This is a genomic window from Marinobacter sp. 1-3A (assembly GCF_016597775.1).
GTDB lineage: Bacteria > Pseudomonadota > Gammaproteobacteria > Pseudomonadales > Oleiphilaceae > Marinobacter > Marinobacter xiaoshiensis.
This window is the reverse complement of record NZ_VCGZ01000007.1, coordinates 15,655-41,644: the sequence shown is the minus strand read 5'-3', so window position 1 is coordinate 41,644 and position 25,990 is coordinate 15,655. Positions and strand designations below refer to the sequence as shown.

Genomic DNA, 25,990 nt, shown 5'->3' with positions numbered 1-25,990 from the left:
AACAACGGGATACACCATGGTCGAGTACACCGAAGTTGGTAAAAAACCGAATCTGATTGGAACGGACGCACCCCGGCCTCAGGACAAAAATCCCAGAGGCGTTGATCGCATCATCGCCATTGCTTCAGGCAAGGGTGGTGTTGGCAAGTCCACGGTTTCGTCCAATCTGGCCGTTGCCCTGGCGTCAAAAGGTCTCAAGGTTGGCCTTCTGGACGCCGACGTATACGGCCCCAGCCAACCCCGTATGCTGGGTGTTTCCGGTCGTCCTTCCAGCCCGGATGGGAGCACCATTCTGCCTTTGAGAAATCACGGGGTTACCCTGATGTCCCTGGGACTGATGGCACCAGAGGATGAAGCCATAGTCTGGCGGGGGCCCATGTTGATGGGTGCGCTGCAACAGATGATGAACCAGGTAGAGTGGGGGCGACTCGATGTGCTGTTAGTCGATCTGCCGCCGGGTACCGGCGATGTTCAGATGACTCTGAGCCAAAAGTTTTTCGTTGCCGGCGCGGTTGTCGTATCAACACCCCAGGATATTGCACTGATGGACGCTCGCAAGGGCATTGATATGTTCAAGCGAATGGACGTGCCGCTATTTGGCTTGATCGAAAACATGGCCTCTTTCATCTGTGACGGGTGCAATAAAGAGCACCATCCATTCGGACATGGTGGTGCGCGGGCAGAGGCTGAAAAACTGGGTGCGCCTTTCCTTGGCGAGATTCCATTGGATCTGGATATCCGAATCGGTTCGGACGGCGGCGTTCCGATTGTGGTATCAAAGCCAAATAGTCCTCAAGCGATGAGTTTCCAGCGCATCGCGGATGAAATTGTTGCCTCCGAATTATACGCCCGGGCTATCCAATGACTGTATCACCCCAGTTCCCTCCTTTGCTCACCGGAGAAGTAGTGCCCAGGCATATCGATCCCTTTAACAAGGCGGTCAGCCGGGCCATCGCAGGTGTTGATTCAGGCATGGTATTTTACTCTGAGGCAGCCGACACCTTGCGGGCGGCGTTGGTGCTGGCACCGGAAACGACCCTGGAAGAGGCCGTTCAAGCAGTCTACGTTGCCCAGATAGGCCTTGCCGAGAGCCTTGGCGCTCTGGCACCACCTGAAGTACCGGTGCATTTTCAATGGCCTGACCGAATCAAGGTCAATGGCGCCCTCTGTGGCAGCATTCGATTCGCTGCGGATGTTTCAGACCCTTTGGCTCATCCAAACTGGCTGGTCATCGGCATCACTGTGCCTTTCATTCAGGAGGCTAACGAGCCTGGAGATAATCCGGACGAAACCTGTCTTTACGAGGAAGGCTGCGTTGATATGACGCCCATGGCATTGCTGGAGAGCTGGTCCAAGCACACGCTTTTATGGTTGACGTATTTCATGGACAGTGGCTTTGAGCGCGTGCACAAGGAATGGCGGCCGCGTTGCGACACGCTGGGCAAGTCGGTCGAGCGGCCAAGGCCGGGCCTCTTTGTTGGCCTGGATGAAAAAGGCCGGATGCTGTTGCGTCAGGATGTGATGACCGAAACATTGAGCTTGATTGAATTCGCGGAGCACGTATGAAACTGGCCAGAACCCTGCAGCTGGATATATCCGACGAAAACGTATTTGAGAAACCTGCACCCAGCGGCGAATGGGCGATCTCCGGCGGCTTTGAGTTCTCTAACTGGTCTGAAGCGGAACTGAAGGGCAAAGCGCGCCAGGCCTTCAGTAATGGCTGGTACAGCATTGAGTCTGGCGGTCGCGCCAGCTTTGTTGGCGTGTGTAATATTACTGACGCGGAGCTTGAGCAGATTCGGGCCGCCCTGGCCCAGACATTTGTTGACCACTACGGAGCACCGGATTTTGACGCGGCCTACACTGTGGCCTGTGATGAGATCGATCAGATGCGAGCTATGTGCGAGGACTTCGAGGACAACACTCTGCTGATGGTCAGCCGCACGCTGACCGAGCTGGGTGTAGAGGAAACCTACCGTTCCCGAGCACCGCAAGATGCCTCACTCGAGGCATTTGCGGTCCATGGCAGCGTTGACTGATTAAAGCCCGAAGCTGCCGTATGGAATAAACCGTACAGGGGTGCCCGGCTCAATTTGCATGGCGGCCTCATCCAGCTCTACCAGGCCTTCAGACCAAGCCAGTCCGGTTACCCGACCAGAGCCTTCAGATCCGAATACCTCAACCTGCCCTTCCCGAATCCGGGCCCGCAGCATCTCACTGCGGCCTCGTTTTTTGTTCTTCGAAAAATTGGCCGGCACAAGATAACCCTGGGGTTCAAACCACTCCGCCCCTGCCAGCAAAGCCATCGCCGGTGCGCCAAACCTCAGCGCACAAACCCAGGCAGCCACAGGGTTACCCGGCAAGCCTACCACAGGTGTTCCTTGGTACATGGCAAGTGCCAGCGGTCTTCCGGGCTTGATAGCGATGCGCCAGTTGCTGATTTCGCCGTGCTCTTTCAGGGCTTCAGAAACCCGGTCTTCGTCACCGGCAGACACTCCCCCGCTGGTCAGGACCAGATCGCACTCCTCCGCTCCCCGCACCAACGCGGCCTTCACTTCTTCCGGGCGGTCAAGCACATGGCCAAGATCAACCAACTCATAACCAAGCTGCGTAATCAAAGCGCTCAGCATCGGGCGGTTGGCGTCGTATATCTGCCAGTCCGTAACCGCTGCGCCTACCGGCTTTACCTCATCACCCGTTGATAGCACGCCAACCCGTAGCCGGTTATACACATCAACTGATTCGACCCCCACACTTGCGAGCACCGAAATATGGGTTGGGTTCAGTCGGGTTCCCGCAGTGAGAATCTTGTCCTGAACCTTGATGTCCTCACCCGCTCTGCGGGCATTGGCACCGGCTTTCAAGGTGCCGTTCAGGTGCAACCGGCCATCGGTGATTTCGCTGTCTTCCTCCAGGACGACCGTATCCGTACCGTCCGGAATGACCGCGCCGGTCAGAATCCGTATAGCATACCCCTCGGGCACTCGCTCCTTATAAGGCTCTCCGGCGGCACTGCGACCTTCCACGAGAGGCAGAATGCTGGGCACCTCCGTTAGCGGGCCGGCAAAGGCATAGCCATCAACCGCAGAGTTATCACTTGGGGGGTGAGCTCGCGGCGCATAAACGTCGCTTGCCAGAATACGTCCATTAATTTCTGCCAGCGGAACTGAGCGTTGCACATCCACTACGGGGTGCAAGCGTGACCGCAGCCGCTCCAGCGCCTCTTCGACCGGCGTCCAGTTAACTCCAGGGGGGAGTGCAAAACAGTCGTTACGAAGCATACTCATGGATTTTGTGCATCCGATGGTTTGGTATCCGAGGATACCGACGGTGGCTTTTCACGGCTCAGAACAAAGTCTGCAATAGCGGTTACATCGTTTACGTCGAGCACGGGTCCCTGAAAGTCAGCCGGGTAGTCTGCAGCAACAGCCACAATGCTTTTATCTTCTCTAAAAAGAGGCGAGCCCGAACTTTCCCGGCGATGAACCTCGATTTTAGGGTGTGTGTGTGTTTTGAAACCCTCTACTACTACCCAGTCACACGGCCCCAGGCGAGCCAGCAATACATCCAGCGTAGGCTCTTTGGCTCCCCGGAGTTCGTGCATGATGGCGAAACGCTGACCACCGGCCAGGATGACCTCCCGGGCGCCAGCTTCGCGGTGTTTGTAGCTGTCAGTACCAGGCTGATCCACGTCCACCATGTGATGGGCGTGCTTGATCGAGTTGACGGTTAACCCTCTGCCGGAAAGCTCACGAATTAATGCACTGGCCAGAGTGGTTTTTCCGGAGTTTTTCCAGCCCACGATGCCGATAACATTCACTTGAGATTTTTCTCCGCCCAGGCCAGGTCTTCTGGCGTATTGATGTTGAAAAAGTCGCCTTCATTAAAAACCACCAGAGTTTCGCCCTGGGTTTGAGTCCACTGACGGATCTTGCGCACTCCGTCGTTCAGCGCTGCTCGCAATTCATCCCGCAACGAGACCCGCCAGCGGCCAAAGGTCGGCTGGGGCAGTCGACCGCGCACCGGGTCTGGCGTGGCAGCCAGCACCACAGGCGTATCGTACGCGGCCAGCCGGTCTGCCAGATTCCTGGGGAACGAAGGAGTATCAGCTGCAACGCTGATCAGCCATTCATGGCCCTGCTCCGCTGCCCAATCCATTCCCGCGAGAACTCCGGCCAAAGGCCCCGGAAAGTCGCCGATAGAGTCGGGCACCACAGGTAAATTCAGGTCGTCGAACCGGCTCAGATCCCCGTTGGCATTCAGCACAATAGCCTCAACCTGCGGAGAAATTCGCTCAATGACACGGTCAATTAATGACTTGTCGCCCAGCATCAGGCGACCTTTGTCGCCACCGCCCATCCGATTTGCCTGGCCACCTGCCAGAATAACCGCGCACTCAGTCATGCACTGCCCCTTTTCGACGCTGTTTTTTGTCTTCGTCCGGCACCAGGGACAAATCCTGGTCAAACACCAAGCGATGCTGGCCACTGAGGCAGGTAAATTTCTTGCCTCGCATCCGCCCGATCAGCGTCAACCCGACCTGCTGTGCAATATCGACACCCCAGGCCGTAAAGCCCGACCGGCTGATCAGGGTCGGGATGCCCATCAGCGCCGTTTTGATCACCATTTCAGAGGTTAAGCGCCCGGTGGTGTAGAGAACTTTGTCTGCTGCCGGGACACCGCTCAGGTACATCCAGCCTGCGATCTTGTCGACCGCATTGTGGCGCCCCACGTCTTCCATGTAGGCAAGGACTTTGCGGCCCTGACACAAAGCCGTGCCATGAATGGCGCCGGTTTCCATGTACAGGCTGGGCGTGTGGTTAATCTGGTAGGACAGATCGTAAAAGGTGCTGGTGTGTACTGGCGTGTCCGGCAGTGTCAGCCCCTCGAGCCCAGCCATCATGTCACCAAAAACCGTACCCACAGCGCAACCCGAGGTACGGGTTTTCTTTTCCAGCTTATCCTCGACATCGGTAACGCCCGCCGTACGAACCACGACAACTTCAAGTTCTTCGTCGAAATCAATCCCGGTGATCTGGTCGCTCTTTTTCAGCATACCCTGATTCAACAAAAAGCCGAGCGCCAGATACTCCGGGTGATCGCCGATGGTCATGGCCGTGACGATTTCCTGGCTATTCAGGTAGATAGTCAGGGGCCGCTCTTCTATTACCCTGATTGATTTGCCCTGGCCGTTTTCATCAACACCCTCAACGGCACGGGACAGGCGAGGATCTTCAGGATCTGGAAGTATGAGGTCAATCGTCATGTTTGCTAAAGCCGCCTCATGGACGGCCCCGAGTGGAATGTGTTCGGATAATGCCAGAGATTAGCCTATTTGGCATTCGGGAAAAACAGCTGCTGCCCGTCCACCTTGAAGTCGGCAATCGCCTGCTGGCCGTCTTCGGAGATCAGCCAGTTATGCCACTGTTGTGCAAGGTCATGCTTGAGATGGGGATGTTTCTCTTCAGACATCAGCAAGCTGCCATACTGATTGAACAACACCTTATCACCTTCGAAAAGCAGGGTCAGGTTCTGGCGGTTACCAAAAGCCACCCATGTAGCGCGATCCGACATTACATAAGCATCCATTGCAGCTGCAGTATTGAGCGTTGGCCCCATTCCACTGCCCAGTTCGCGGTACCAGTCGCCGTCAGGATCAACGCCGGCGTTTTTCCAGTGCCTCAACTCGGCACGGTTGGTGCCGCTGTCATCACCGCGTGACGCAAACGGTGCCTCGGCCTTGGCGATCGCTGCAAAAGCCTCCTTTGCGCTCTGGGCCTGCCTGATATTGGCAGGATCATTGGCGGGGCCAATCAATACGAAGTCGTTGTACATGACATCGGCCCGCTCGGTGGCAAAGCCATTCTCGACAAAGCGTTTTTCGCCTGCGGTGTCGTGCACCAGAAGGCTATCGGCATCACCGCGACGAGCAATTTCAAAAGCCTGACCAGTACCCACGGCAACCACGCGAACCTGAATGCCAGTGGTGTCTTCAAACTTCGGCAAAATGGATGCGAACAGCCCTGAATTCTCGGTTGATGTGGTTGATGCCAGAGTGATGTAATCCTCAGCGCAAGCGGCAAACGCGAGGCCCATGCTGGCTACACCCGCGAGCAACAAATTTAACGTCTTCTTCATCTTGTTTTCTCCTTTTTTATTGAAGGGCCGAATTATTCGACCAGTTCTCCTGCCATGTACGCCTGCGCCTCTCGCGAGACGGGTTTTTCAAAAAATGCTTCGGCCGGGCTGTGCTCACGCACCTTCCCGCCCGACAGAAAAAGGATGTCCCCGGCGAGTCGCTTTGCCTGATGCAGATCATGGGTGGTCATCACAATGCGGGTTCCTCGCTGATGAAACTCATGTACGGCCGCCTCCACGGCTTTAATCGCCGCCGGGTCGAGCGCGGAGGTGGGTTCATCCAAAAACAGCACCTGTGGTGAAAGTACCCAGGCCCGCGCCAGTGTCAGGCGCTGTTGCTCACCGCCAGAAAGTACCCGAGCCGGCGTATTACAGCAGGCGGTGAGGCCGAAACGCTCAAGCGCATCGTGCGCCAGCTTTACGCGCTCTCTGCGGGGCACGTTATTAACTGCCAAAGCGTGAATCAGATTAGCAACAGCCGAACGACGCAAAAGCACAGGTTGCTGAAAGACCATCGCCTGACGAGGCCGAATCTCACCTGACCATGTAATCTGCCCCTGGGTCGGCAGAAGCAGGCCATGTGACAGCCGCAACAGAAGACTTTTGCCCGCTCCATTAGGACCCATCACAAGAGTGGGACCGGCGCCTTTGAGGGTAAATGAGCAAGGCCCCAACAGCACCTTGTCCTCATGGCTGAAGCTGACATCCTTAAAGCAGAGCTCCGGTGACGGAGACAGGATGGACGACGCGAGACGTGGAACCTGAAAGGCCGTCACCCTACCCGCCTCCTGGTCAACTCACCCACCAGATAGGCGCCAGCATTGATCAGCATCACCAGCGTGAGCAGGACAATGCCCAGACCCAGTGCAAGAGGCAGGTTACCCTTGCCGGTTTCCAGGACGATGGAGGTGGTCATTACCCGAGTAACGCCATCAATATTGCCGCCCACCATCATTACAGCACCCACCTCGGCACTGGCGCGGCCAAAGCCGGCAAGCAGTACGGTTAGCAGCGCAAAACGTGCGTCCCACAACAGAGTGGGCATCATGCGTGAGTGTGACATGCCCAGTGAAACAAACTGCTCCCTGTATTCACCCAGAAGCTCCTCCACTTTCTGCCGGGAAAGTGCTGCCAGAATAGGTAATACCAGCACCACCTGCGCAAATATCATAGCGCCTGGAGTAAACAGCAGCCCCCACTCTCCAAGCGGGCCAGCGCGCGATAGCAGCAAGTACACCATAAGCCCGGCCACAACCGGTGGCAGTCCCATCAGTGCGTTGAGGGCAACAATCATTCCGCCGCGCCCGGGGAAACGCCATATCGCCACCGCAGCCCCCAAAGGGAAACCCAGCACTGCCGCAATCAGCACTGCGAGAAGTGAAATCTGAAGTGAGAGCGCCACGATCTGAAAGAGCGAAGCGTCGAGATTTAACAGTAGCGATAGTGCTACGTAAAACGCATTATTTTCCACAGCTGCGACTCCTTGATCTTGAGCATCGTGGCGCTTATGGATACGCTTTGCACAGCGTATTGAAAAATATGCAGCCCAAAACAGCCTTACGCTGTATTTATCCTGCAGGAGAGATAGATGCCCCTCCCCGCCTACCTCACCACGGCTGAAGCTGCCGAGTACTTGCGCCTGAAAGAACGCAAGGTCTATGACCTGGTCAGTCAGGGCGTTATCCCCTGTGTGCGTGTAACGGGGAAGCTTCTGTTCCCACGGCAGCGGATTGATTTATGGCTGATGAACCATCTGGAGGGCGACGATGCTGTCAGCTCTCCCATCCCTCCCGTTCTTGCCGGTAGCCAGGATCCATTGCTGGAATGGGCTTTAAAGGAGAGCAACGCAGAACTGGCTTTGTTATGCCAGGGCAGCGGCGATGGCGTGCAAAGACTGGTTGACGGGCGGGCAATGCTCGCGGGCATGCACATCTGGCATGCTGACAGTCAGAATTACAACGATCCTGACACCTTGGGCTTGAGCGGTATGCGTGATCTGGTGCTGATTCGCTGGGCAAAGCGCCAACAAGGGCTCCTGCTGGCAGCCGATAACCCACATGGACTCGAGCGGCTTGGGGATATAGCACGCCCAGGCATACGCGTAGCGCACCGACAGCCAGACGCGGGCGTCAGTCACTTGCTGCAAAGCCTGCTGACTCAACACCGCATCGATGCCCGCCAACTTACATGGGCCCCTCACCCATCACTCAGTGAGGACGATCTGGCCTTGGCTATTCGTCAGGGCGAGGCAGATATCGGGATAGGGATAGAAGCAGCGGCGCGGCGCCAGGGATTGGCATTTATTCCCCTGCAACAAGAGCACTTTGACCTGGCGATGCGTCGACGCCATTATTTTGAATCGGCGATCCAACATTTGCTGGCGTTTGCCCGCAGTGCCCGCTTCAGACAACGCGCTGAAACACTCGGTGGTTACGATATCAGTGAACTGGGGAAAGTCGTCTATAACGCTTGAACAGCGCCCATAACAACAATACAGGCGGATTAATCATGCCTTCCGTGCATAAAAACCTGGTGAAAAACGCCAGTGGAGCCTTGGGGGATCTTGGCACTCTGATTCCCTTGGGTCTCGGAGCTGTTGGGGTGGCGGGGCTGGCACCGGTTCCAGTGCTGCTGGGTTTTGCCATTTTCTATATCGCGACGGGACTGTATTACCGCCTGCCGGTACCTGTGCAGCCTATGAAAGCAGTTGCTGCGCTGTTATTAACCACTCAGGTGAGCCCCCAGAGCCTGGTAGCCAGCGGTGTTCTCATAGGGGGCATATTGCTGATTCTCGGTGTGACCGGCTGGATTAACGGGGCCGCGCGCCTGATACCTCGATCAGTATTGAGCGGGCTTCAGTTGGGTCTGGGGCTGATGCTGGCCCACATGAGCGTCGGCCTGATGGCCACATCCTTGCCCTTGGGCATCGTCACGCTGGCATTACTGGGTGCTACTCTCAAGCTGTTGCCACATTGGCCTGCAGCGCTGATAGGGTTAATTGGTTCTGTTGCGCTCGGTACTTTGCTGGGCGCCCAAGGACTCATTTTTCCTGCGGCAGATTCGGTTGCTTTTTCATTACCGGAACTACCGGGCTTTAAAGATTGGCAGCAAGGGCTCTCAACGCTGGTCCTGCCGCAATTGGCCCTTACGTTAACCAACGCCATCGTTCTGACGGCTTTGGTGGTTGGGGATTACTTCGGTGAGCAATCCCATCGCGTCACGCCCGCCCGGCTATCCATCTCTACCGGCCTGGCCAATCTCTTTCTGGTCCCCTTCGGCGCTTTACCCATGTGTCATGGAGCCGGCGGCGTGGCAGCTCACCACCGCTTCGGCGCTCGAACCGGCATGGCGCCGGTACTGCTGGGCACAAGTTTGCTCCTGATTGCCTTGATACCAGGCGGCCTCGCAATGATTGCGGCGATTCCGATGGCAGGTCTTGGGGCTTTGTTGTTCGTGGCAGCCGCTGAACTAGCCTTGTCCAAGCGCCTGTGGACGGCGAAACCCTCCTGCTGGCCGGTTATCGCCATAACAGCCGTGATAACCGTATGGACCGACCCGTTTTTCGGGCTTCTGGCCGGAGTCGCTGCGGAAACTGTTCGGACTGCCTTGCTGCGCAGGCGAAAGATTGCCTAGACGAAAAAACCGCCCAGGAACATAGCTCCGGGGCGGTTTTTGGCAACCAGGATGCAAATCAGAGATTGCTGTCCAGGAATGCCGCCAGCTGGGATTTGGACAGTGCGCCCACTTTCGTAGCGTCGACGTTGCCGTTTTTGAACAACATCAGGGTCGGGATACCACGGATATTGAACTTGGGCGGAGTCTGCTCGTTTTCGTCGATGTTGAGCTTGCAGACTTTCAGCTTACCAGCGTATTCGTCGGCAATTTCTTCGAGTACAGGCGCTATCATTTTGCAAGGTCCGCACCACTCCGCCCAGTAATCTACCAGCACGGGCACGTCAGACTGAAGTACGTCCTGCTCAAAAGATGCATCCGTTACGTTTACAATATTTCCGCTCATTTCATTTTCCTGATTCATGCACTACAACAGGCTTTCGGCGGTTACACCGGCACCTGAATGCTCGTGCAGTTGACTGTTTTTAGGGGTGCCGTTGTTCGAAAAACACCCTTTCATCCCCATCACTTTATCGACTACTTTACGCGATTGGTCCCGCGTATGTGAAGCAGTAGATCCACAGGCTTGAATCCCTAATCTTCTGACCTCAATCAAATTGATCACCTTTCCGCTTGTGGCGCAACAGTGTATTGACTGACATATCCCGGAATTATCGCTTATAGTACGCGCAAGTTCTTACCAAAGGATCCTGATCACCGTGACGGACACTTCTTCCGCCGAAAACCTGGCCGCGCAACCAGACATGCTTGCGTCCATTGATATGGGCTCAAACAGTTTCCATATGGTTGTGGCCCGGCTAGTACAGGGCGAAATCCGAACCATGGAAAGAATGGGCGAGAAAGTTCAGCTGGGCGACGGCCTTGATGCCGACAACTATCTGACGGAAGAAGCCCAGCAACGCGGCCTCGACTGCCTGCGGCGCTTTGCCCAACGACTTAACGGTACGCCCCCTGAGGGAGTTCAGATTGTAGGTACAAATGCGCTCCGGGTGGCACGCAATGCCAATCAGTTTATCGCACGGGCAGAGGAGGTTCTGGGCTATCCGGCGGAGATCATTGCGGGGCGGGAAGAAGCTCGCCTTATCTATCTGGGGGTTTCGCACACACTCTCTGACGACGCCGGGCGGCGCCTTGTGGTCGACATAGGTGGCGGCAGTACCGAGCTGATAATTGGCGAACGCTTTGAGCCCCAGGAGCTGGAAAGCCTGCACATGGGCTGCGTATCCTTCCGGAACCGGTATTTTGCCGACGGCCGAATTACCCGCAAGCAAATGGATAATGCTATTACCCATGCCGAGCAGGAACTACTGGGAATTCGCAGGCGTTTTCGCTCAGTGGGATGGGAAAGCTCTGTCGGTGCATCCGGCTCAATCAAAGCCATTTGCAACGTACTGGCAACCCTGAAAATCACCGATGGCACCGTCACCTGGAGTGCCATGGAGGAGCTGCGTCGGCGATTGGTGGATATGGGCAGCGTCGAAAAACTCGGCGAATTGGGATTACGGCCTGATCGACAAAATATTTTCCCTGCCGGCTTTGCCATTCTCATGGGTGTGTTCCAGTCCCTTAACATTCAGGAAATGACCTATACCGACGGTGCCCTTCGGGAAGGCCTGTTGTACGGAATTGCCGGTAGAATCAAGCATGAAGATGTGCGGGAGCGCAGCATCTCAGCACTGCAAGAGCGGTATCAAGCTGACCAGAGCCACGGGGCTGCTGTGGAGGCAACGGCCGTTGCTGCATGGGGGCAGATTGCCGAGCATTGGGGGCTGAACACCCCTGCCGATGAAGAGGCACTGCGCTGGGCCTGCCGGCTGCACGAAATTGGCCTGGCCATTTCCCACAGCCAATACCATAAACATGGTGCCTATCTGCTGCGCTACTCTGACCTGGCGGGCTTCACACAACAGGCACAAATGGAGCTGGCGATTCTGGTGCGCGGCCATAGACGCAAATTCAGCTCATCCATTTTTGACGGGGTCGACCCCGGTGATCTGGAGCGACTCAGGCATCTCTGTATTCTTGTGCGGTTGGCCGTGCTGATCCAGCATTCACGAAATCTGGAGCCGCCACCCGCCTTCACGCTGGAGCCACGAGAAAACGGCCTGCTGCTGACGTTCCCGGAATGCTGGTTTGATGAGCGCCCGCTCACCTATGCCGATCTGATGAACGAACAGGAATATCTCGCAAAGCAGAACTTTGTACTCGAACTGGCGGGCGGCTAACCTGTTGCTGGGAGAGGTACAGCTACCCTCCCAGCTCCTCTTCCATAGCCTCGACCGTTTCACTAACCTCCAGCCATTCTGCTTCTGTGTCTTCGAGTTTGCCTTTCGCATCTGACTGTTTGGCCAGTAACTCCTTCAAACGGGCTTTCGAGGCATCACTGTACACTGCAGGACCGGCAAGCTCCGCTTCAAGATTGCTCAGCACCTCATTCAGGGAATCCATCTGCTTTTCCAGTGCAGTCTGGCGCTTGCGGTATGGACTCAGTTTTTGCCGCAAGGCTGCTTCTGCACGCTTGCGGGCTTTCCTGTCGTCGGCACTTTCTCCCACAGCAGCGTCTGGCTCAGCCCCTGCAATACCTCCAGGGTTCATGGTGCCGGCCGACTGCCGCTTTGGTGCTTCAGTATCGTCTTTTCGGCGATCTGCCAGCCAGCCTTCGTAATCTTCAAGGTCGCCCTGGTACTCCACAACGCGGCCATCATTCACCAACCAGAATTCATCAACTGTGTTACGCAGCAAGTGCCTGTCGTGGGATACCACCACGATGGCACCCTCAAAGTTCTGCAAGGCCATGGTCAATGCCTGGCGCATTTCCAGATCAAGGTGGTTGGTGGGCTCATCCAGCAAGAGCAGGTTAGGCTTTTGCCAGGCAATAACCGCCAGGGCCACCCGGGCCTTTTCACCACCGGAGAAGGAGCGAATAGGGCTTAGCGCCTCATCTCCGTGAAAATCGAAGCCACCCAAAAAATTACGAATGCTCTGTTCAGAGGCTTTCGGGGACAGGCGCTGCAAGTGCAGAAAGGGGCTGGCATCAAGATCCAGGGATTCCAGTTGGTGCTGAGCAAAGTAGCCTATCGCCAGATGCTCACCGCAGGTTCGCTCGCCCGACATCAGGGTGCTTGAACCGCCCTGCTCACCCTGCCCCAGCAAGGCATCCATCAAGGTGGACTTACCGGCACCGTTTGGTCCCAGAAGCCCTATGCGGCTGCCCGGCAACAAAGTCAGATTGATGTTGCTGAGAATGGTGGTGTCACCGTGCCCCGCCTGCCCGTGCCTGATCGATAGCAGAGGGTTAGATACTTTGTCTGCCATTGGAAATTCGAAACTGAACGGCGAATCGATATGCGCAGGGGCAATCTTCTCCATCCGCTCCAACGATTTAACCCGGCTTTGCGCCTGACGGGCTTTGGTGGCCTTGGCCTTAAAGCGATCAATGAAACGCTGTATCTCCGCAATTCTCGCTTGCTGCTTTTCAAAACCTGCTTGTTGTTGCGCCAGCCTTTCGCTGCGCTGAAGCTCAAACCCGGAGTAATTACCCGTATACACCTCCAGCTTACGCTGATCAAAATGCACCACGTGGGTGGCAACCCGGTCCATAAAGTCCCGGTCGTGAGATATGAACAACAGGGTGCCATCGTAGCGGCGCAGCCAGTTTTCGAGCCAGAGGCAGGCATCGAGGTCCAGGTGGTTGGTGGGCTCATCAAGCAACAGAAGGTCTGAGGGGCGCATCAGCGCCTGTGCAAGGTTCAGGCGAATGCGCCAACCGCCAGAAAACGCGGATACAGGTCGGTCTGCGTCTTCATTCTGAAAGCCCAGGCCCCGCAAAAGGGCTTCTGCGCGTCTTGCTGCTGACCAGGCTTCATGTATATCCAGCTCGCCGTGGATGTGCGCAACGGCATTGTCGTCGCCGCGGGCTTCAGCCTGCTCAAGTTCTCGTTCAAGCCGGCGCAGATCAATGTCGCCATCAAGAACAAAGTCTCTGGCGCTTCGCCCTGTCGCTTCAACTTCCTGCGCCATGTGGGCAATACGGGTACCGCCAGGGAGTGACACATTACCCTGCTCGGGTGACAACTGACCCAGTAATAACTGAAACAGACTGGATTTACCGGCACCATTGGCCCCGACAATTGCTACGCGCTGGCCGGATTGCACTGTCAGAGCGACAGAATCTAGCAACCAGACGCCACCCCGTTGTAAACTGAGATCGGTTATCGTTAACATGCTGTCATATAATCAACGTGAAATTGTCAGAGTCGGTTCATTGCCCATGCCAGCCAGTTTTCAAGCCAGCCAGGGTTTATCTATACAAACCATGGAGTTGCCGGCAGACCTGGAGCCAGACAACCCGCTTTGGCGATTTGCGCTGGCATTCTGGCAGCACTCGCTGGCGCAAGAAACGTGTCTGGCCTTACAAAATGAGGGCTGGAGCGTAACACGAATTTTATGCGCGGGATGGCTTGCACTCAACGGCAGGGCATATACCGGTATCGAAGAGGCTACGGTAACAGAGTGGCGCGATCGTGTAACCGGCAGCTTGCGAGCCATTCGCATGTCGGTACCCAAGGCGCAGATAGCCTACAAGATCCTGCGCACAAACCTTGCCAGCCTTGAATTGGAGGCTGAGCGCATCGAACTGGCTTTAGCCTGGCGGTCTTTTGCGGACCCGAAACCGGAACAACGCAACATGTACGTATGTGACGAGCTCATCCAGTCCAACCTTGCCGCTGCAGCACCGGCTCCCGGTGTAATTCCGGAGTCCAGGCAGTTAATTAACGCGTTAGGCGACATTATGTCTGCCTTTGCCTCGGGAGATACTCAGCCATGCTGATCAAATGGCTTGTCCGGCTGGCTTTCCCTGCCCTTGGGCTGCTGATGCTGCTTATGTTCTTTGGCCTGAATGAAGCAGAGCAAGCATCGGAGCCTGTCGCCAAAGAAACGCAGTCAGGAATACCTGCATTTGAAGGCCTGGTTCCCTCTCCAATACCAACAGAAGGCCCCGACATTGTATTCAAGTGGAAGGATACCGATGGCAATTGGCATTACGCCGACCAACCACCGGAACAGGGTCCCTGGAACACGCTGGCCATTGAAAGAATAGACAAGCAAAGATCACCCTCGAGAATCTCCAATCCTGAGACCGACTGGCAATCTCCTTACAGCGCGCCCTTCTCTCTGAGCCCTCCTGGCGCTGTTAACAATGAAAGTTGAGGGCCTACAGGCTCCAACAAAGAACAATCTGTAGCGCCTTAACATATGTTCAGTGGAATCTGCGCCCAGAACCCGCTACCTTTTCTCACCTGATTAAGCACAACTGCTGGGCCGCTGCCCACTGCGCCACAAAACTGTCACAACCCAAAAGGATGATGTAATGAAAAAGACGCTGCTTGCATTGGCGATAACCGGCTTGGTTGCCGGCTGCTCAACGCCTCCTGAAACTCCGGCGGACCCACAGCTGGAATCCACCGACCAGAAAGTCAGCTACGGCATGGGCCTGGTGCTGGGCGAGCGCATGGGCAATGACCTGCCCAGCCTGCAAATGGATCAATTCCTCCAGGGTATTCAGCATGGACACGCTGGCGATGAAGAAGCGAAGCGCATGAGCCGCGAAGAAATCCAGCAAGCGCTGATGGAGTACCAGCAGACACTGCAGGAAGAGCAGAGCAAGCAAATTGAAGAGCTGGCCCAGAAAAACCGCGAAGCCGGCGATACCTTCCTTGCCGAAAATGCTGAGCGCGACGGCATCGAAACAACCGAATCCGGCCTTCAGTACGAAATTCTGGAAGAAGGCAATGGCACAAAACCAGGCGCAACCGATATGGTGCAAGTGCACTACACCGGCGAACTGCTCTCTGGTGAGGTTTTTGATAGTTCCCGTGAGCGGGGCGAGCCTGTGACCTTTGGTCTGAACCAGGTCATTCCCGGATGGACCGAAGGCCTGCAGCTAATGAGCGAAGGTGCCCGCTACAAGCTGTATATCCCTTCTGACCTGGCTTACGGCCCGGGCGGAAGCCGCGCAATCGGCCCCAACGAGACCTTGGTGTTCGATGTGGAGCTACTGGCCATTAACCCGGATGAAAGCGAAGAAGACTCTGCTTCCGAGTAATATGGCAAGCCGTCTTCAGCTGGGCTGAAGCCACAAAAAAGCCTCAGAGCGCTAACGCTACTGAGGCTTTTTTTATCCCTTTCTATTACCTGATCAAATCAGGCCGATGCTACTTTGTCTGCATGCACCGTGTGGAGATGCTGTATCAGGAAGTCTTCCATTTCAAACCGGCTTTCCAGCGTTTCGCCCAGATGAGAAAGCTGCTCAAAAAGGGCAGCGATGTCCTGTTCGGATAAATCACCCTCCCCCAGCTGATCGTTAAAATTGAGCGCTACTTCTGTGGTTTGCTCAATACGGGGGTATACCTTGCCGGCCAACTCCAGACCTCCATCATTGAACTCTCGGGCCTCCCTGACGAGCTGCTCGTATATTTCAAAGTGACCGGTCGAAACATAGTCCACCAATACTTCACACAAGCGGACAAACTTTTGCTTCAGGGCTTCTGTTTGCGAGAAGTCGCTTTCTCCGGACAACTCGCAGTAATGAACCAGCAACTCCTGACGATCCTTGAGCCAGCGGTCAATAAGTTCGCTGACACCACCCCAGCGCTCCCTGGCATTTCGGCAATTTTCCAACATGACACCTGCTCTCCGCTTGGAAATCCTGACATTCAGCCCCGGCGCTGATATTGGTTAAGTCCACGTCAAGTTACCCCATGCTGGCTGCCGCTCGCAACCGTTTCAGCCCACCAGCCAGTTTTTCACGCGACCCCGGTGAAAGAGCATCGTCAGACCCATAATCACCAACAGGACGAAAAACACAGCGCTCCATCCCGGAATGCTCAAACCAAGGAAGCGCCAAACCACGGCGGCGCAGTCTCCTGTGCCTTTGAGAGCCGTAGACAAGACTTCCATAAACGGCAGCACCTCAAGCATATAGTCCACAGAGGGACCACAGGCAGGCACCTGATCAGCAGGCAAGTTCTGCAGCCACAACTGTCGACCCGCCACGCCCAACCCGGCACCTGCCGTTACTGCCAACAGCAAGCCGTATACACGCACCCCCACTTCTCCGGGGCCATGTAACGCCGCCAGCAAGCTCACCAGACCCACACCCATAAAGCCAAAGCGCTGGAGCCAACACAAAGGACAGGGCTCAAGCCCCATTACGTGCTCCATATAAAACGCCACACCCAACAACCCGGCGCAGACAATAAAAACGAGTGCAAAGATTGCTCTTACTTTCACAAAGTTTCCTCAGTTTTACACAAATACGTTGTCCGGCCTGCTATTCTCGGATTATCCGGCGGAAACGCTGCTGATTTTGTCACTAAACCCTAAACCATAACGAACTGCAAGCCTATGACACCTCAGCCAAAATTCGTTCTACTCAGTATCTTCCTACTATTTTCAGTATGTTCTACAGCCTCAGCTGAAGAAGCTGCCAATGGAGAAGGGGACGCCACAGACAAAGCGGGTATCACCGATTATATTGCCATGGATCCACCGTTTGTAACCCACGTTGGCAGCCCGGGTGGCAAGCTGACCTATCTGAAGGCAGCGGTAAGCCTCAGGGCCTCTCAGCAGACAACTCGACCCGCAGTAGAAGCGCACATGCCACGGCTTCGGCATGAGCTTGTGATGCTTTTTGGCGAACAGACAGATACGGATAAGCTGACCACCATGGACGGCCAGCAGGCACTACGGGAAGAAGCTAAATCAAGAATAAACGGGGTACTGGAAGAGCAGCAAACCGGTGAGGCTATTACCGGCGTGCTGTTTACGGAATTTGTTGTACAGAAATAGTAAAAGTAAAGCGCGAACTGGCACGGGACCAGTGCGCTTCAGGCAATCCGGGAATACAGGCCACTATCCACGTTGGCGTTTTCTTCCTGGATAACCTCACCGGCATCCTCCCAACCAGACTCCCAGGCGGCTACAACAACTTCGCCACGATAGGGGCAACGGGTTTTATCCATTCCCATGGACGCTGCCATATACCCCTGACGATAGGCTTTGTTCAGCGCCTCAACATCCCAGCCGAGCTTTATATCCCTTGCCATGCCAATTCTCCCTTAAGCCAATGCTAATGAATTTAGCACCAGCGTCAGAAAGTGACAAACATTTGCACACCTTCTGTGAAGCAGGCCCGCGGATTTTACAATTCTGTAAAATCCGCCTGATTCAAAACAATAGCCTATTCCGGTCAGGAGCGCAGATACTGCTCCAGAAAATCACTGAACGCCACGGTGTCTGACGCTTCAATCTGTTGTTGCTGCGCCAGCGAGTCCTTGGCCGCGGCAATAAATGAAGCATTTACAGCAGCGTCCATGCCTTCCTTGCGAAGTGTATTCTGGTGTTTGAGCGCCATCTCCATTGTCCAGTCCCGGTGGCCAAGCCCAGACGCCTGCATCGCATCAACAACCCTGGCAGACGGCACCTGGCCATCACCCGACAGAACACCTCTCTGGGCTGAAAGAGCCTTGCGGTAAACCTCTCCGCCACTCCAGCCGTCCAGTATTTCTGCCAACGGCTCAAGGCCATCCAGTATTGCCGTTGCAGCATCACCAATAGGCGTACGCTTGCCAGCCTGGCAAAGCGTTAGCGCATGATCTCGCCCTTTAGCGACAACATCTTTGTAGTTGTCATCCAACATGATGCACTCCTCATCACCGATACGCGGCGACTCGGATAGCAGACAGTCCAGCAGGAAGAGATCAAGGAAGTCGACCTGAGCCTCACTGACCCCTACTGGAGAGAATGGGTCGAGATCCAGACAGCGCACCTCGATGTATTCCACACCACGGGATTCCAGCGCGTGAATCGGCTTCTCTCCACTTCGGGCAGTACGCTTGGGGCGCACCGCACTGTAGTACTCATTCTCAATCTGCAAAATGCTGGTGTTGATTTGAATAAACTCGCCATCACGCTGAGTACCAATCGCCTCATAAGCCGGCCAATTGGTGTGAATGGCTCTATCCAATGTCTGGGTATAGGTGCTGAGCTTGTTGAAACAGATATTCAACGACGACTGGGCGTTGTTGTGGTATCCCAGATCGCTCATGCGCAGGGAGGTGGCATTTTCGCCAAACCAGCTCCGCTCACCCAGCCGGGTCAGGTCATGACGGACTCCGTCTACAAAACTCGCATCCAGGGCCGGCGAGGCACCGAACAAAAGTATCAGCATCCAGCTTCTACGGCGAAAATTGCGAATCAGCCAAAAATACTGATCAGACTTGAAGTCTTTCATGCTTTGCTGGTCACCCAGCGCGCGCTGCCAGATTTCCATAAAGCTGTCAGGTAACGAGAGGTTGTAGTGGGTGCCGGCGATGCTTTGCATCATGCGCCCGTACCGCACTGCCAACCCCTGACGATATACATGCTTCATCCGGCCGGTATTGGACGAGCCATATTCCGCAATAGGGATACTGGCGTCGCCATTTAGCTCGCAAGGCATGCTGGCCGGCCAAAAAACCTCATCGCCCAGGTTCTGTTGTACGAACCGATGGGTATTGCGAAGAGACTCCATCATCTCGGACGTGCTGCTGCACACAGGCGTTATAAGTTCCAGCAAGGCTTCGGAATAGTCCGTTGTAATGCTCGGATGCGTTAGCGCAGAGCCCAGGGCCTCCGGATGTGGTGTTTGTGCAATGAAACCGTTGCGGTCAACGCGCAAACCTTCTTTCTCTACCCCTTTCAGAAATCCGTTCCAGTCGCTGGCTGCGAACTGGCGGAATACAGAGTGGCGGGATTCGGCCATGATTGACTCCTGCTGCAACCGGCTGTGCCTTGTGGGCGGTGCCGGCTGTTGAAAATAGTTGAAACGGCTTAACGCTTGTCTTTGCGAGCCGATGCAAATGCCTGGGCCAGTGCGCCTCCCATGGCACTCTGCCCGGCACCCGAACCTGCATTTTTATTCTGACCCTGCGGCGCAGAACGACCTGCCGACTGACCGCCACGATTATCAGCGGACTTGCCCGAAGCCGAGCGTTTCGAATCTGCCTTTTCACCTGGCTGGTCGTCCATCCGCATGGACAGGGCGATCCGTTTACGGGGGATATCCACTTCCATCACTTTGACCTTGACAATGTCCCCGGCTTTGACGACTTCCCGGGGGTCTTTGATAAAGGTATGGGAAAGTGCCGATATATGCACCAGCCCGTCCTGATGGACGCCAATGTCTACAAACGCCCCAAAATTGGTCACGTTGGTAACAGAACCTTCCAGAATCATGCCTGGCACGAGATCACCCAGTGTTTCCACGCCTTCTTCAAAGCTTGCGGAACGGAATTCGGGGCGCGGATCGCGACCAGGCTTTTCAAGCTCGGAGAGAATATCCCGAATGGTCGGCACACCGAACTGATCTGTTACGTAATCCTGGGGATTCAGACCACGCAGAAACGCGGAATCCCCAACAATATTCTCAACTTTCCGATTGTTCTTTGCCGCGATGCGCTCAACCACCCCGTATGCTTCCGGGTGCACAGATGAGCGGTCCAGCGGGTTCTCACCGCTGGCAATACGCAGAAAGCCTGCGGCCTGCTCGAACGTGCGTGCGCCAAGGCGGGGTACTTTCAGCAGCTGCTTGCGGTTGCGGAACATGCCGTTCTGGTTGCGGTATTCGATGATGTTCTGCGCAATGGTCTGATTCAGTCCTGACACTCGCGCCAACAAAGGCGTAGAGGCCGTATTCAAATCAACACCAACACCGTTAACGCAATCTTCAACAACGGCATCCAGGCTACGGGAAAGCTGAACCTGGGATACGTCGTGCTGATACTGACCAACACCAATGGACTTGGGTTCAATTTTTACCAGCTCGGCCAGTGGGTCCTGCAACCGTCTGGCGATGGAAACAGCACCACGGATGGTCACATCCAGGTCAGGCAGTTCTTTGGAGGCAAACTCTGAAGCGGAATAAATAGAAGCACCGGACTCACTTACAACTATTCGCGCCAGCTTGAGCTCCGGATAGCGCTTGCTGAGATCAGCCACCAGCTTTTCGGTTTCACGGGAGGCTGTGCCATTACCGATGGCCACCAACTCAATTTTGTATTCACGACACCAGGCCGCGAGTTTCTCAATGGAGCTGTCCCACTGGTTCTTGGGCGCATGGGGGAAGATAGCCCCATGCCCTGCCACCTGGCCAGTACCATCAATGATGGCGACCTTAACGCCGGTGCGTAACCCGGGGTCCAGGCCAAGGGTCGGACGGGGCCCAGCAGGCGCCAGCAACAGCAAATCTTTCAGGTTGGCAGCAAATACGTTGATGGCTTCGGTTTCAGCCGCTTCACGTACCTGGGTCATGAGATCTGTCTCGATTTGTGTGGACAGCTTTACCCGCCAGGTCCAGCGCACAACGTCTGACAGCCATTTATCGGCAGCGCGGCCGTTATCGCGGATATTCCAGCGCGCGGCAATCCGCTGCTCCGCTGGATGCGGCTGGCGACGGTCATCCTCCACATCGCCTACAACCAGGTTATAGGTGAGAACGCCTTCGTTGCGACCACGAAGTATGGCCAGCGCCCGGTGTGAAGGCACCTTTTTCAAAGGCTCTACATGATCGAAGTAATCACGGAACTTGGCACCTTCGTTCTCCTTACCCTCAATCACGGTGACCTTTAACTGGCCTTGATTCCAGATGAGGTCACGCAGTTCACCCAAAAGTTCTGCATCTTCGGCGAAGCGCTCCATCAGGATAAAGCGGGCGCCATCGAGCGCGGCTTTGATGTCTGCAACACCGGCATCAGCATTGATATAGCCTTCAGCGGTTGCTTCCGGCTCAAGGGTGGGATCGCCGTAAAGGGCGTCGGCCAGAGGCTCAAGGCCTGCCTCCCGGGCAATCTGAGCCTTGGTACGGCGTTTTGGCTTGTAAGGAAGGTACAGGTCTTCCAGCCGGTTCTTTGCATCCGCACTTTCAATGCTGCTGCGCAGTTCGTCGGTCAGCTTGCCCTGTTCTTCAATGCTCTTGAGGATGGTGCTGCGGCGGTCCTCCAGTTCCCGGAGATAGCGCAGGCGCTCTTCAAGCGACCGCAACTGGCTGTCATCCAGAGAACCCGTCACCTCTTTACGGTAGCGGGCAATAAACGGAACGGTGGAACCTTCGTCCAGCAGGGCGACGGTGGCATTAACCTGTTGCTCGCGTACGCCGAGTTCGTCAGCTATGCGCCTGGAGATACTGTTCATGCAACCTCTGTGATGCGTTTCTGATAAAGCAACAAAGGTACAGCGGCTTACAGTTGCAGGCAAGCGGACTCGCCACGCTTGTTCAGGAATTGCACAAGGTCAGCCCAGGGCATGGGGCGGGCATAATAGTATCCCTGAATTTCATCACAGTGCTGCTGGCGCAGAAACTCAAGCTGGCCTTCTGTCTCGACACCTTCAGCCACCACACTGATCTGGAGGCTATGAGCCAGGCTGATAATCGCGCGGATAATGTGCTCGGCATCAGCAGATTTACCGAGCGCCTGCACAAATGATTTATCGATTTTCACCAGCGAGATTGGCAGGTGCTGAAGGTTGCTGAGAGAGGAGTAGCCAGTGCCAAAATCGTCCAGCGCAAAACTGATGCCCAGCTGGTTAAGCTCCCGCAGGCAGCGTTGCGCGTACTCCGGGTCGTGCATCATGGCGCTTTCGGTCAATTCCAGTTCCAGCAAACTGGTATCCACGTTGGCATTGAAGATAATGCGGAATATGGTTTCCGTCATCTTGCGGTCATGGAACTGGCGGAATGAAAGATTCACCGCAAACACCAGCCCTGGATAACCGATTTCTGCAGACTCCTGCAAGCGTTTGCAGGCCTGTTCAATCACCCAATAGCCAATCGGAACGATCAACCCACTGCGTTCGGCAACAGGTATAAATTCATTTGGCCCCACCAGCCCTCGCTTCGGGTGATTCCAGCGCAACAGGCACTCAACGCCGCGCACCTCATTAGTGGCCAGATCGATTCTTGGCTGATAATACAGCTCCAGTTCATTGCCCCGGAGCGCATTACGAAGGTCTGCTTCCAACCTGAGCTGGTAGCCGACTGAAATGTGTAACTGCCGGTCGTAGAAACGATAACTGCTGCCCGGGTCACGCTTGGCCTCGAACATTGCCCGGTTTGCCCGGCGCATGAGATTTTCAGGGCTGTCCCCGGACTCCGGATAGGTCGCCACACCCAGGCTGGCACTGACAACCACACTCTGGCTATCTATCGATATTGGCTCATCCAGCACCTGCACAATCTTGCGAATAATCTGGGTGATATCCAGGGTATCTTCCAGTTTCTCAACAATAATGGCCAGTTCGTCACCACCAATGCGCATCAGGGAATCCACACGGCGCAATGCCTGTCGAACCTTGGCGGCCACTTTGATCATCAGCTGATCACTTTTCTGGTAGCCAAAGGACTCATTAATACTGCGGAAATCATCGATATTAAGATGCAAAAGCGCCAGCCGATAGTTCCCTCGCTGAGCCCTGTGTAGCGCTTGCTGCAGCCTGTCAAAGAACAAATCCCGGTTAATGAACCCACTTGCCACCCCTCGACCCAGCAGGCTGTGGGCGGAGTTTGCCAACTGTTCCCGATACCAGAGGCATTTTACTGCGCGGCGAAAATTCCAGGAATCAAGTTCCTGACGACTCAAATAATCGGATGCCCCACTGGACATCATGCTTGCCGCGCGCTCACGGGATGTTTCCGCACCCATTGCCAGTATGGGTCTGTCGCCGCTGGCAACAGCCAGGTACTGCAAAAATGCGGTTTCTGAGCCACCGTGGAACGCACAGTCCCAAACCAGAACATCGAACTTTGCATTGCGAATAAGATCGTCGCAATCCATAAGCTCCGGACACCAGGTTGAATCCGTGTGGATCTCCGGTTCATCCGCCAGCAGCGCATTGAGCCAGAGAAAATCGGTATAATCCGGCGTCAAGACCAGAAGACGAAGCTGGTCATGTTCGACAGTTTCCAGTGGCAAGGTCATTAAGCAGAGTCCATGGGTGCGTGAACAACAATCCTGTTCTGTTAAAAAGAATAGCTGATAGATCGACAAGGTACAGAAAGTCTGGCTGGTGTAGACTAATGTCCTAGTGAGAGAACACCCCCGTCTCAAACCATTCTGGCAATGTATTCGTGAACAAACTCAACCCGCGACAAAATGAAGCAGTCCGCTACACCGATGGCCCTCTGCTGGTGCTGGCTGGTGCAGGCAGCGGGAAGACCAGCGTAATCACCCGCAAAATCGCCTACCTGATAGAGCACCTTGGCATTCCGGGGCGCCACATTGCCGCTGTCACCTTCACCAACAAGGCAGCTCGCGAGATGAAAGAGCGGGTAGGCCGGATCGTCGACCGCAAACTGGCCCGCGGGCTGATTGTATCCACCTTCCACAACCTCGGTCTGAACATGATCCGGGAGGAGCATGCTCACCTGGGCTACCACCCCGGTTTTTCCATTTTCGATGCAGAAGATGCCAAAGCCCTGATACGGGATCTGATGCTTCGGGAAGCCAGCGCCGATGCAGGCGACGAGCTTAACGAAGTGCAGATGACCATATCGTCCTGGAAAAACGCCTTACGCGGGCCAGCTGAAGCCTACAGCAAAGCCGCAGATGAGCGGGAGCAGCGCATTGCCATCGTGTACAAGCATTATAACGAGTACCTGAAGGCATACAACGCGGTTGATTTTGACGATCTGATTCTTTTGCCAGTGCAACTCTTCCGAAACAGCCCGGAAATCCTGGCGAAGTGGCGCAAGAAAATACGTTACATGCTGGTGGACGAATACCAGGACACGAACATTTGCCAGTACGAGCTGGTGAGAATGCTGGTTGCCGAGCGTGCAGCATTTACTGTTGTTGGTGATGATGACCAGTCGATATACGCCTGGCGAGGGGCGCGACCAGAAAACCTGGCTCAACTTAAAGAAGACTTTCCGAGCCTGAAGATTGTAAAGCTTGAGCAGAACTATCGTTCTACATCGCGCATTCTGCGGGCCGCCAACACGGTTATCGCCAACAACCCACACGTATTCGAAAAAGCCCTTTGGAGCGACCACACCATCGGCGACGAAATCCGTATTGTGCGGTGCCGGAATGAAGACGCAGAAACTGAAAGGGTGGCCACAGAAATTCTCGACCAGAAGCTGAAAAAGGGTCTGGCGTTCAAGGATTTTGCAGTGCTTTATCGGGGCAACCATCAGGCTCGTCTGTTGGAAATGAAACTACAGGCCTACCAGATTCCCTATCACATCTCGGGGGGGCAATCGTTTTTCTCGAAAAACGAGATCAAAGACGCCATGTCTTATTTGCGTCTGCTGATCAATCCGGATGATGACGCTGCATTCCTCCGCGTAGTAAACGTACCACGACGTGAAATCGGCCCGCGCACCCTTGAACAGCTCAGCCACTATGCCCGTGCGCGCAACGTCAGTCTGTTTAAATCCCTGGGTGACATGGGCGCGGAATCCCACGTAACCGAGAAAGGCCTGGATCGCCTGCGCCGGTTTGCTCACTGGGTGGATGTCACCTGCGAGCGCCTGCACAGCGAAAACCCGGTGCCCGTGATCAAGCAGCTATTCACGGATATCGAGTACGAGGAATGGCTGCATCAGCACTCCGGCACGCCCAAACAGGCGGAGCGCCGCATGGAGAACATCTGGTATCTGGTGGAGTCAATCCAGCGCATGCTGGAGGACGGCAAAGGCACCGCCGATGAGTTGGGCATAGAGGATGCCATCACCAAACTGATTCTGCGCGATATGATGGAGCAGCGGGAAGAAGAGGATGACAGCGACAAGGTGCAACTGCTAACACTCCACGCCTCCAAGGGGCTGGAGTTTCCCCATGTGTTTATTCTGGGGCTGGAAGAAGAAATCCTGCCCCACCGTTCCAGCATTGAAGAAGGCAACGTAGAAGAAGAGCGACGCCTGATGTACGTGGGCATTACCCGCGCAAAAGAAACCCTGACCCTGACATACGCCGCCCAACGCAGGCAGTACGGCGAAAAGATCGAGACTATTCCCAGCCGGTTTCTGGATGAACTTCCCCCGGACGACGTGCGCTGGGAGGGTACGGGAGATCTGGATGTTGAAGCCAACCAGAAAAAAGGCAAGGCAACCCTGAGCGCCCTGCTTGGTGATTTGGGGCTATAAAATGCAAAAACCCCGCAGACGCGGGGTTTTTTAGGG

26 protein-coding genes are annotated in these 25,990 nt (G+C 55.3%); 11 read left to right on the top strand and 15 right to left on the bottom strand.

Features of this window, described 5'->3' with window-relative positions; genetic code table 11:
- Positions 1-16: 16 nt before the first annotated feature.
- Genes FE848_RS12155 through FE848_RS12145 form a run of 3 tightly spaced genes read left to right on the top strand, consistent with a single transcriptional unit; the run spans position 17 to position 2,039 of the window.
- Positions 17-865: an Mrp/NBP35 family ATP-binding protein gene (locus tag FE848_RS12155; RefSeq protein WP_200203268.1), complete on the top strand. Its 849-nt coding sequence runs from the start codon at positions 17-19 to the stop codon at positions 863-865.
- Positions 862-1,566, top strand: a complete 705-nt coding sequence (locus FE848_RS12150) for a biotin/lipoate--protein ligase family protein (protein WP_200203266.1) — start codon at positions 862-864, stop codon at positions 1,564-1,566. The genes FE848_RS12155 and FE848_RS12150 overlap by 4 nt, the downstream gene beginning before the upstream one ends.
- Positions 1,563-2,039 (top strand): DUF6505 family protein, encoded by a 477-nt coding sequence (locus tag FE848_RS12145; protein ID WP_200203264.1) that lies wholly within the window; start codon positions 1,563-1,565, stop codon positions 2,037-2,039. The genes FE848_RS12150 and FE848_RS12145 overlap by 4 nt, the downstream gene beginning before the upstream one ends.
- Here FE848_RS12145 and FE848_RS12140 read toward each other — a convergent pair whose 3' ends face one another.
- From FE848_RS12140 to FE848_RS12110, 7 genes are all read right to left on the bottom strand, one after another.
- The gene (locus FE848_RS12140) at positions 2,040-3,287 is read right to left on the bottom strand and encodes a molybdopterin-binding protein (RefSeq protein WP_200203262.1); all 1,248 of its coding nucleotides are present in this window, start codon (positions 3,285-3,287) and stop codon (positions 2,040-2,042) included.
- Positions 3,284-3,820, bottom strand: a complete 537-nt coding sequence (gene mobB, locus FE848_RS12135; protein ID WP_200203259.1) for a molybdopterin-guanine dinucleotide biosynthesis protein B — start codon at positions 3,818-3,820, stop codon at positions 3,284-3,286. Before mobB ends, FE848_RS12140 begins: the two co-directional genes overlap by 4 nt.
- The gene (mobA, locus tag FE848_RS12130; RefSeq protein ID WP_200203256.1) at positions 3,817-4,404 is read right to left on the bottom strand and encodes a molybdenum cofactor guanylyltransferase MobA; all 588 of its coding nucleotides are present in this window, start codon (positions 4,402-4,404) and stop codon (positions 3,817-3,819) included. Before mobA ends, mobB begins: the two co-directional genes overlap by 4 nt.
- Positions 4,397-5,266 carry a formate dehydrogenase accessory sulfurtransferase FdhD gene (fdhD, locus tag FE848_RS12125; protein WP_200203252.1) on the bottom strand — a complete coding sequence of 290 codons (870 nt, stop codon included), beginning with the start codon at positions 5,264-5,266 and terminating at the stop codon, positions 4,397-4,399. The genes mobA and fdhD overlap by 8 nt, the downstream gene beginning before the upstream one ends.
- Positions 5,267-5,331: 65 nt before the next feature.
- Positions 5,332-6,138: a substrate-binding domain-containing protein gene (locus FE848_RS12120; protein WP_200203250.1), complete on the bottom strand. Its 807-nt coding sequence runs from the start codon at positions 6,136-6,138 to the stop codon at positions 5,332-5,334.
- Positions 6,139-6,170: 32 nt separating this feature from the next.
- Entirely contained in the window at positions 6,171-6,914 is a 744-nt protein-coding gene (locus FE848_RS12115) for an ATP-binding cassette domain-containing protein (protein ID WP_200203248.1), read from the bottom strand.
- Positions 6,911-7,609, bottom strand: coding sequence for an ABC transporter permease (locus FE848_RS12110; RefSeq protein WP_200203246.1), 699 nt, complete (start codon positions 7,607-7,609; stop codon positions 6,911-6,913). The genes FE848_RS12115 and FE848_RS12110 overlap by 4 nt, the downstream gene beginning before the upstream one ends.
- Before the next feature lie 117 nt (positions 7,610-7,726).
- On the opposite strand from FE848_RS12110, the gene FE848_RS12105 reads away from it, so the two are divergent.
- The gene (locus FE848_RS12105) at positions 7,727-8,611 is read left to right on the top strand and encodes a helix-turn-helix transcriptional regulator (RefSeq protein ID WP_200203244.1); all 885 of its coding nucleotides are present in this window, start codon (positions 7,727-7,729) and stop codon (positions 8,609-8,611) included.
- 35 nt (positions 8,612-8,646) lie between these two features.
- Positions 8,647-9,771 carry a putative sulfate/molybdate transporter gene (locus FE848_RS12100; protein ID WP_200203242.1) on the top strand — a complete coding sequence of 375 codons (1,125 nt, stop codon included), beginning with the start codon at positions 8,647-8,649 and terminating at the stop codon, positions 9,769-9,771.
- A 58-nt stretch (positions 9,772-9,829) separates the two neighbouring features.
- Here the strand turns inward: FE848_RS12100 and trxA are convergent, their stop codons facing one another.
- Entirely contained in the window at positions 9,830-10,156 is a 327-nt protein-coding gene (gene trxA / locus FE848_RS12095) for a thioredoxin TrxA (protein ID WP_100639177.1), read from the bottom strand.
- A gap of 358 nt (positions 10,157-10,514) precedes the next feature.
- On the opposite strand from trxA, the gene ppx reads away from it, so the two are divergent.
- Positions 10,515-11,996: an exopolyphosphatase gene (ppx, locus tag FE848_RS12090; RefSeq protein ID WP_227714996.1), complete on the top strand. Its 1,482-nt coding sequence runs from the start codon at positions 10,515-10,517 to the stop codon at positions 11,994-11,996.
- 22 nt (positions 11,997-12,018) lie between these two features.
- Here the strand turns inward: ppx and FE848_RS12085 are convergent, their stop codons facing one another.
- Positions 12,019-13,995 (bottom strand): ATP-binding cassette domain-containing protein, encoded by a 1,977-nt coding sequence (locus FE848_RS12085; RefSeq protein WP_200203237.1) that lies wholly within the window; start codon positions 13,993-13,995, stop codon positions 12,019-12,021.
- A gap of 46 nt (positions 13,996-14,041) precedes the next feature.
- Here FE848_RS12085 and FE848_RS12080 point away from each other — a divergent pair, with 46 nt between their 5' ends.
- From FE848_RS12080 to FE848_RS12070, 3 genes are all read left to right on the top strand, one after another.
- On the top strand, positions 14,042-14,602 hold the full coding sequence (locus FE848_RS12080) for a DUF2390 domain-containing protein (RefSeq protein WP_227715320.1): 561 nt from the start codon (positions 14,042-14,044) through the stop codon (positions 14,600-14,602).
- A complete protein-coding gene (locus FE848_RS12075; RefSeq protein WP_200203228.1) occupies positions 14,596-14,982 on the top strand; it encodes a DUF4124 domain-containing protein in 387 nt (128 codons plus the stop codon). The genes FE848_RS12080 and FE848_RS12075 overlap by 7 nt, the downstream gene beginning before the upstream one ends.
- Before the next feature lie 160 nt (positions 14,983-15,142).
- Complete coding sequence (locus tag FE848_RS12070; RefSeq protein WP_200203226.1) at positions 15,143-15,877, top strand: FKBP-type peptidyl-prolyl cis-trans isomerase; 735 nt, start codon at positions 15,143-15,145, stop codon at positions 15,875-15,877.
- A gap of 98 nt (positions 15,878-15,975) precedes the next feature.
- Here FE848_RS12070 and rsd read toward each other — a convergent pair whose 3' ends face one another.
- Together rsd and FE848_RS12060 are read right to left on the bottom strand one after the other, a co-directional pair.
- Positions 15,976-16,455: a sigma D regulator gene (gene rsd, locus FE848_RS12065; protein WP_200203224.1), complete on the bottom strand. Its 480-nt coding sequence runs from the start codon at positions 16,453-16,455 to the stop codon at positions 15,976-15,978.
- A 102-nt stretch (positions 16,456-16,557) separates the two neighbouring features.
- Positions 16,558-17,064, bottom strand: coding sequence for a disulfide bond formation protein B (locus FE848_RS12060; RefSeq protein WP_200203222.1), 507 nt, complete (start codon positions 17,062-17,064; stop codon positions 16,558-16,560).
- Positions 17,065-17,160: 96 nt separating this feature from the next.
- Between FE848_RS12060 and FE848_RS12055 the strand changes: the two genes are divergently transcribed.
- Entirely contained in the window at positions 17,161-17,622 is a 462-nt protein-coding gene (locus tag FE848_RS12055; RefSeq protein ID WP_413785011.1) for a flagellar basal body-associated FliL family protein, read from the top strand.
- Between the two features lie 38 nt (positions 17,623-17,660).
- Here the strand turns inward: FE848_RS12055 and rmf are convergent, their stop codons facing one another.
- From rmf to FE848_RS12035, 4 genes are all read right to left on the bottom strand, one after another.
- On the bottom strand, positions 17,661-17,879 hold the full coding sequence (rmf, locus tag FE848_RS12050; RefSeq protein ID WP_200203218.1) for a ribosome modulation factor: 219 nt from the start codon (positions 17,877-17,879) through the stop codon (positions 17,661-17,663).
- 143 nt (positions 17,880-18,022) lie between these two features.
- Positions 18,023-19,576, bottom strand: a complete 1,554-nt coding sequence (gshA, locus tag FE848_RS12045; protein ID WP_200203216.1) for a glutamate--cysteine ligase — start codon at positions 19,574-19,576, stop codon at positions 18,023-18,025.
- A gap of 68 nt (positions 19,577-19,644) precedes the next feature.
- Entirely contained in the window at positions 19,645-22,002 is a 2,358-nt protein-coding gene (locus tag FE848_RS12040; protein ID WP_200203214.1) for a Tex family protein, read from the bottom strand.
- A gap of 47 nt (positions 22,003-22,049) precedes the next feature.
- On the bottom strand, positions 22,050-23,786 hold the full coding sequence (locus FE848_RS12035) for a putative bifunctional diguanylate cyclase/phosphodiesterase (RefSeq protein ID WP_200203212.1): 1,737 nt from the start codon (positions 23,784-23,786) through the stop codon (positions 22,050-22,052).
- A 149-nt stretch (positions 23,787-23,935) separates the two neighbouring features.
- Here FE848_RS12035 and rep point away from each other — a divergent pair, with 149 nt between their 5' ends.
- Positions 23,936-25,954, top strand: a complete 2,019-nt coding sequence (gene rep / locus FE848_RS12030) for a DNA helicase Rep (RefSeq protein WP_200203210.1) — start codon at positions 23,936-23,938, stop codon at positions 25,952-25,954.
- Positions 25,955-25,990 lie beyond the last annotated feature (36 nt).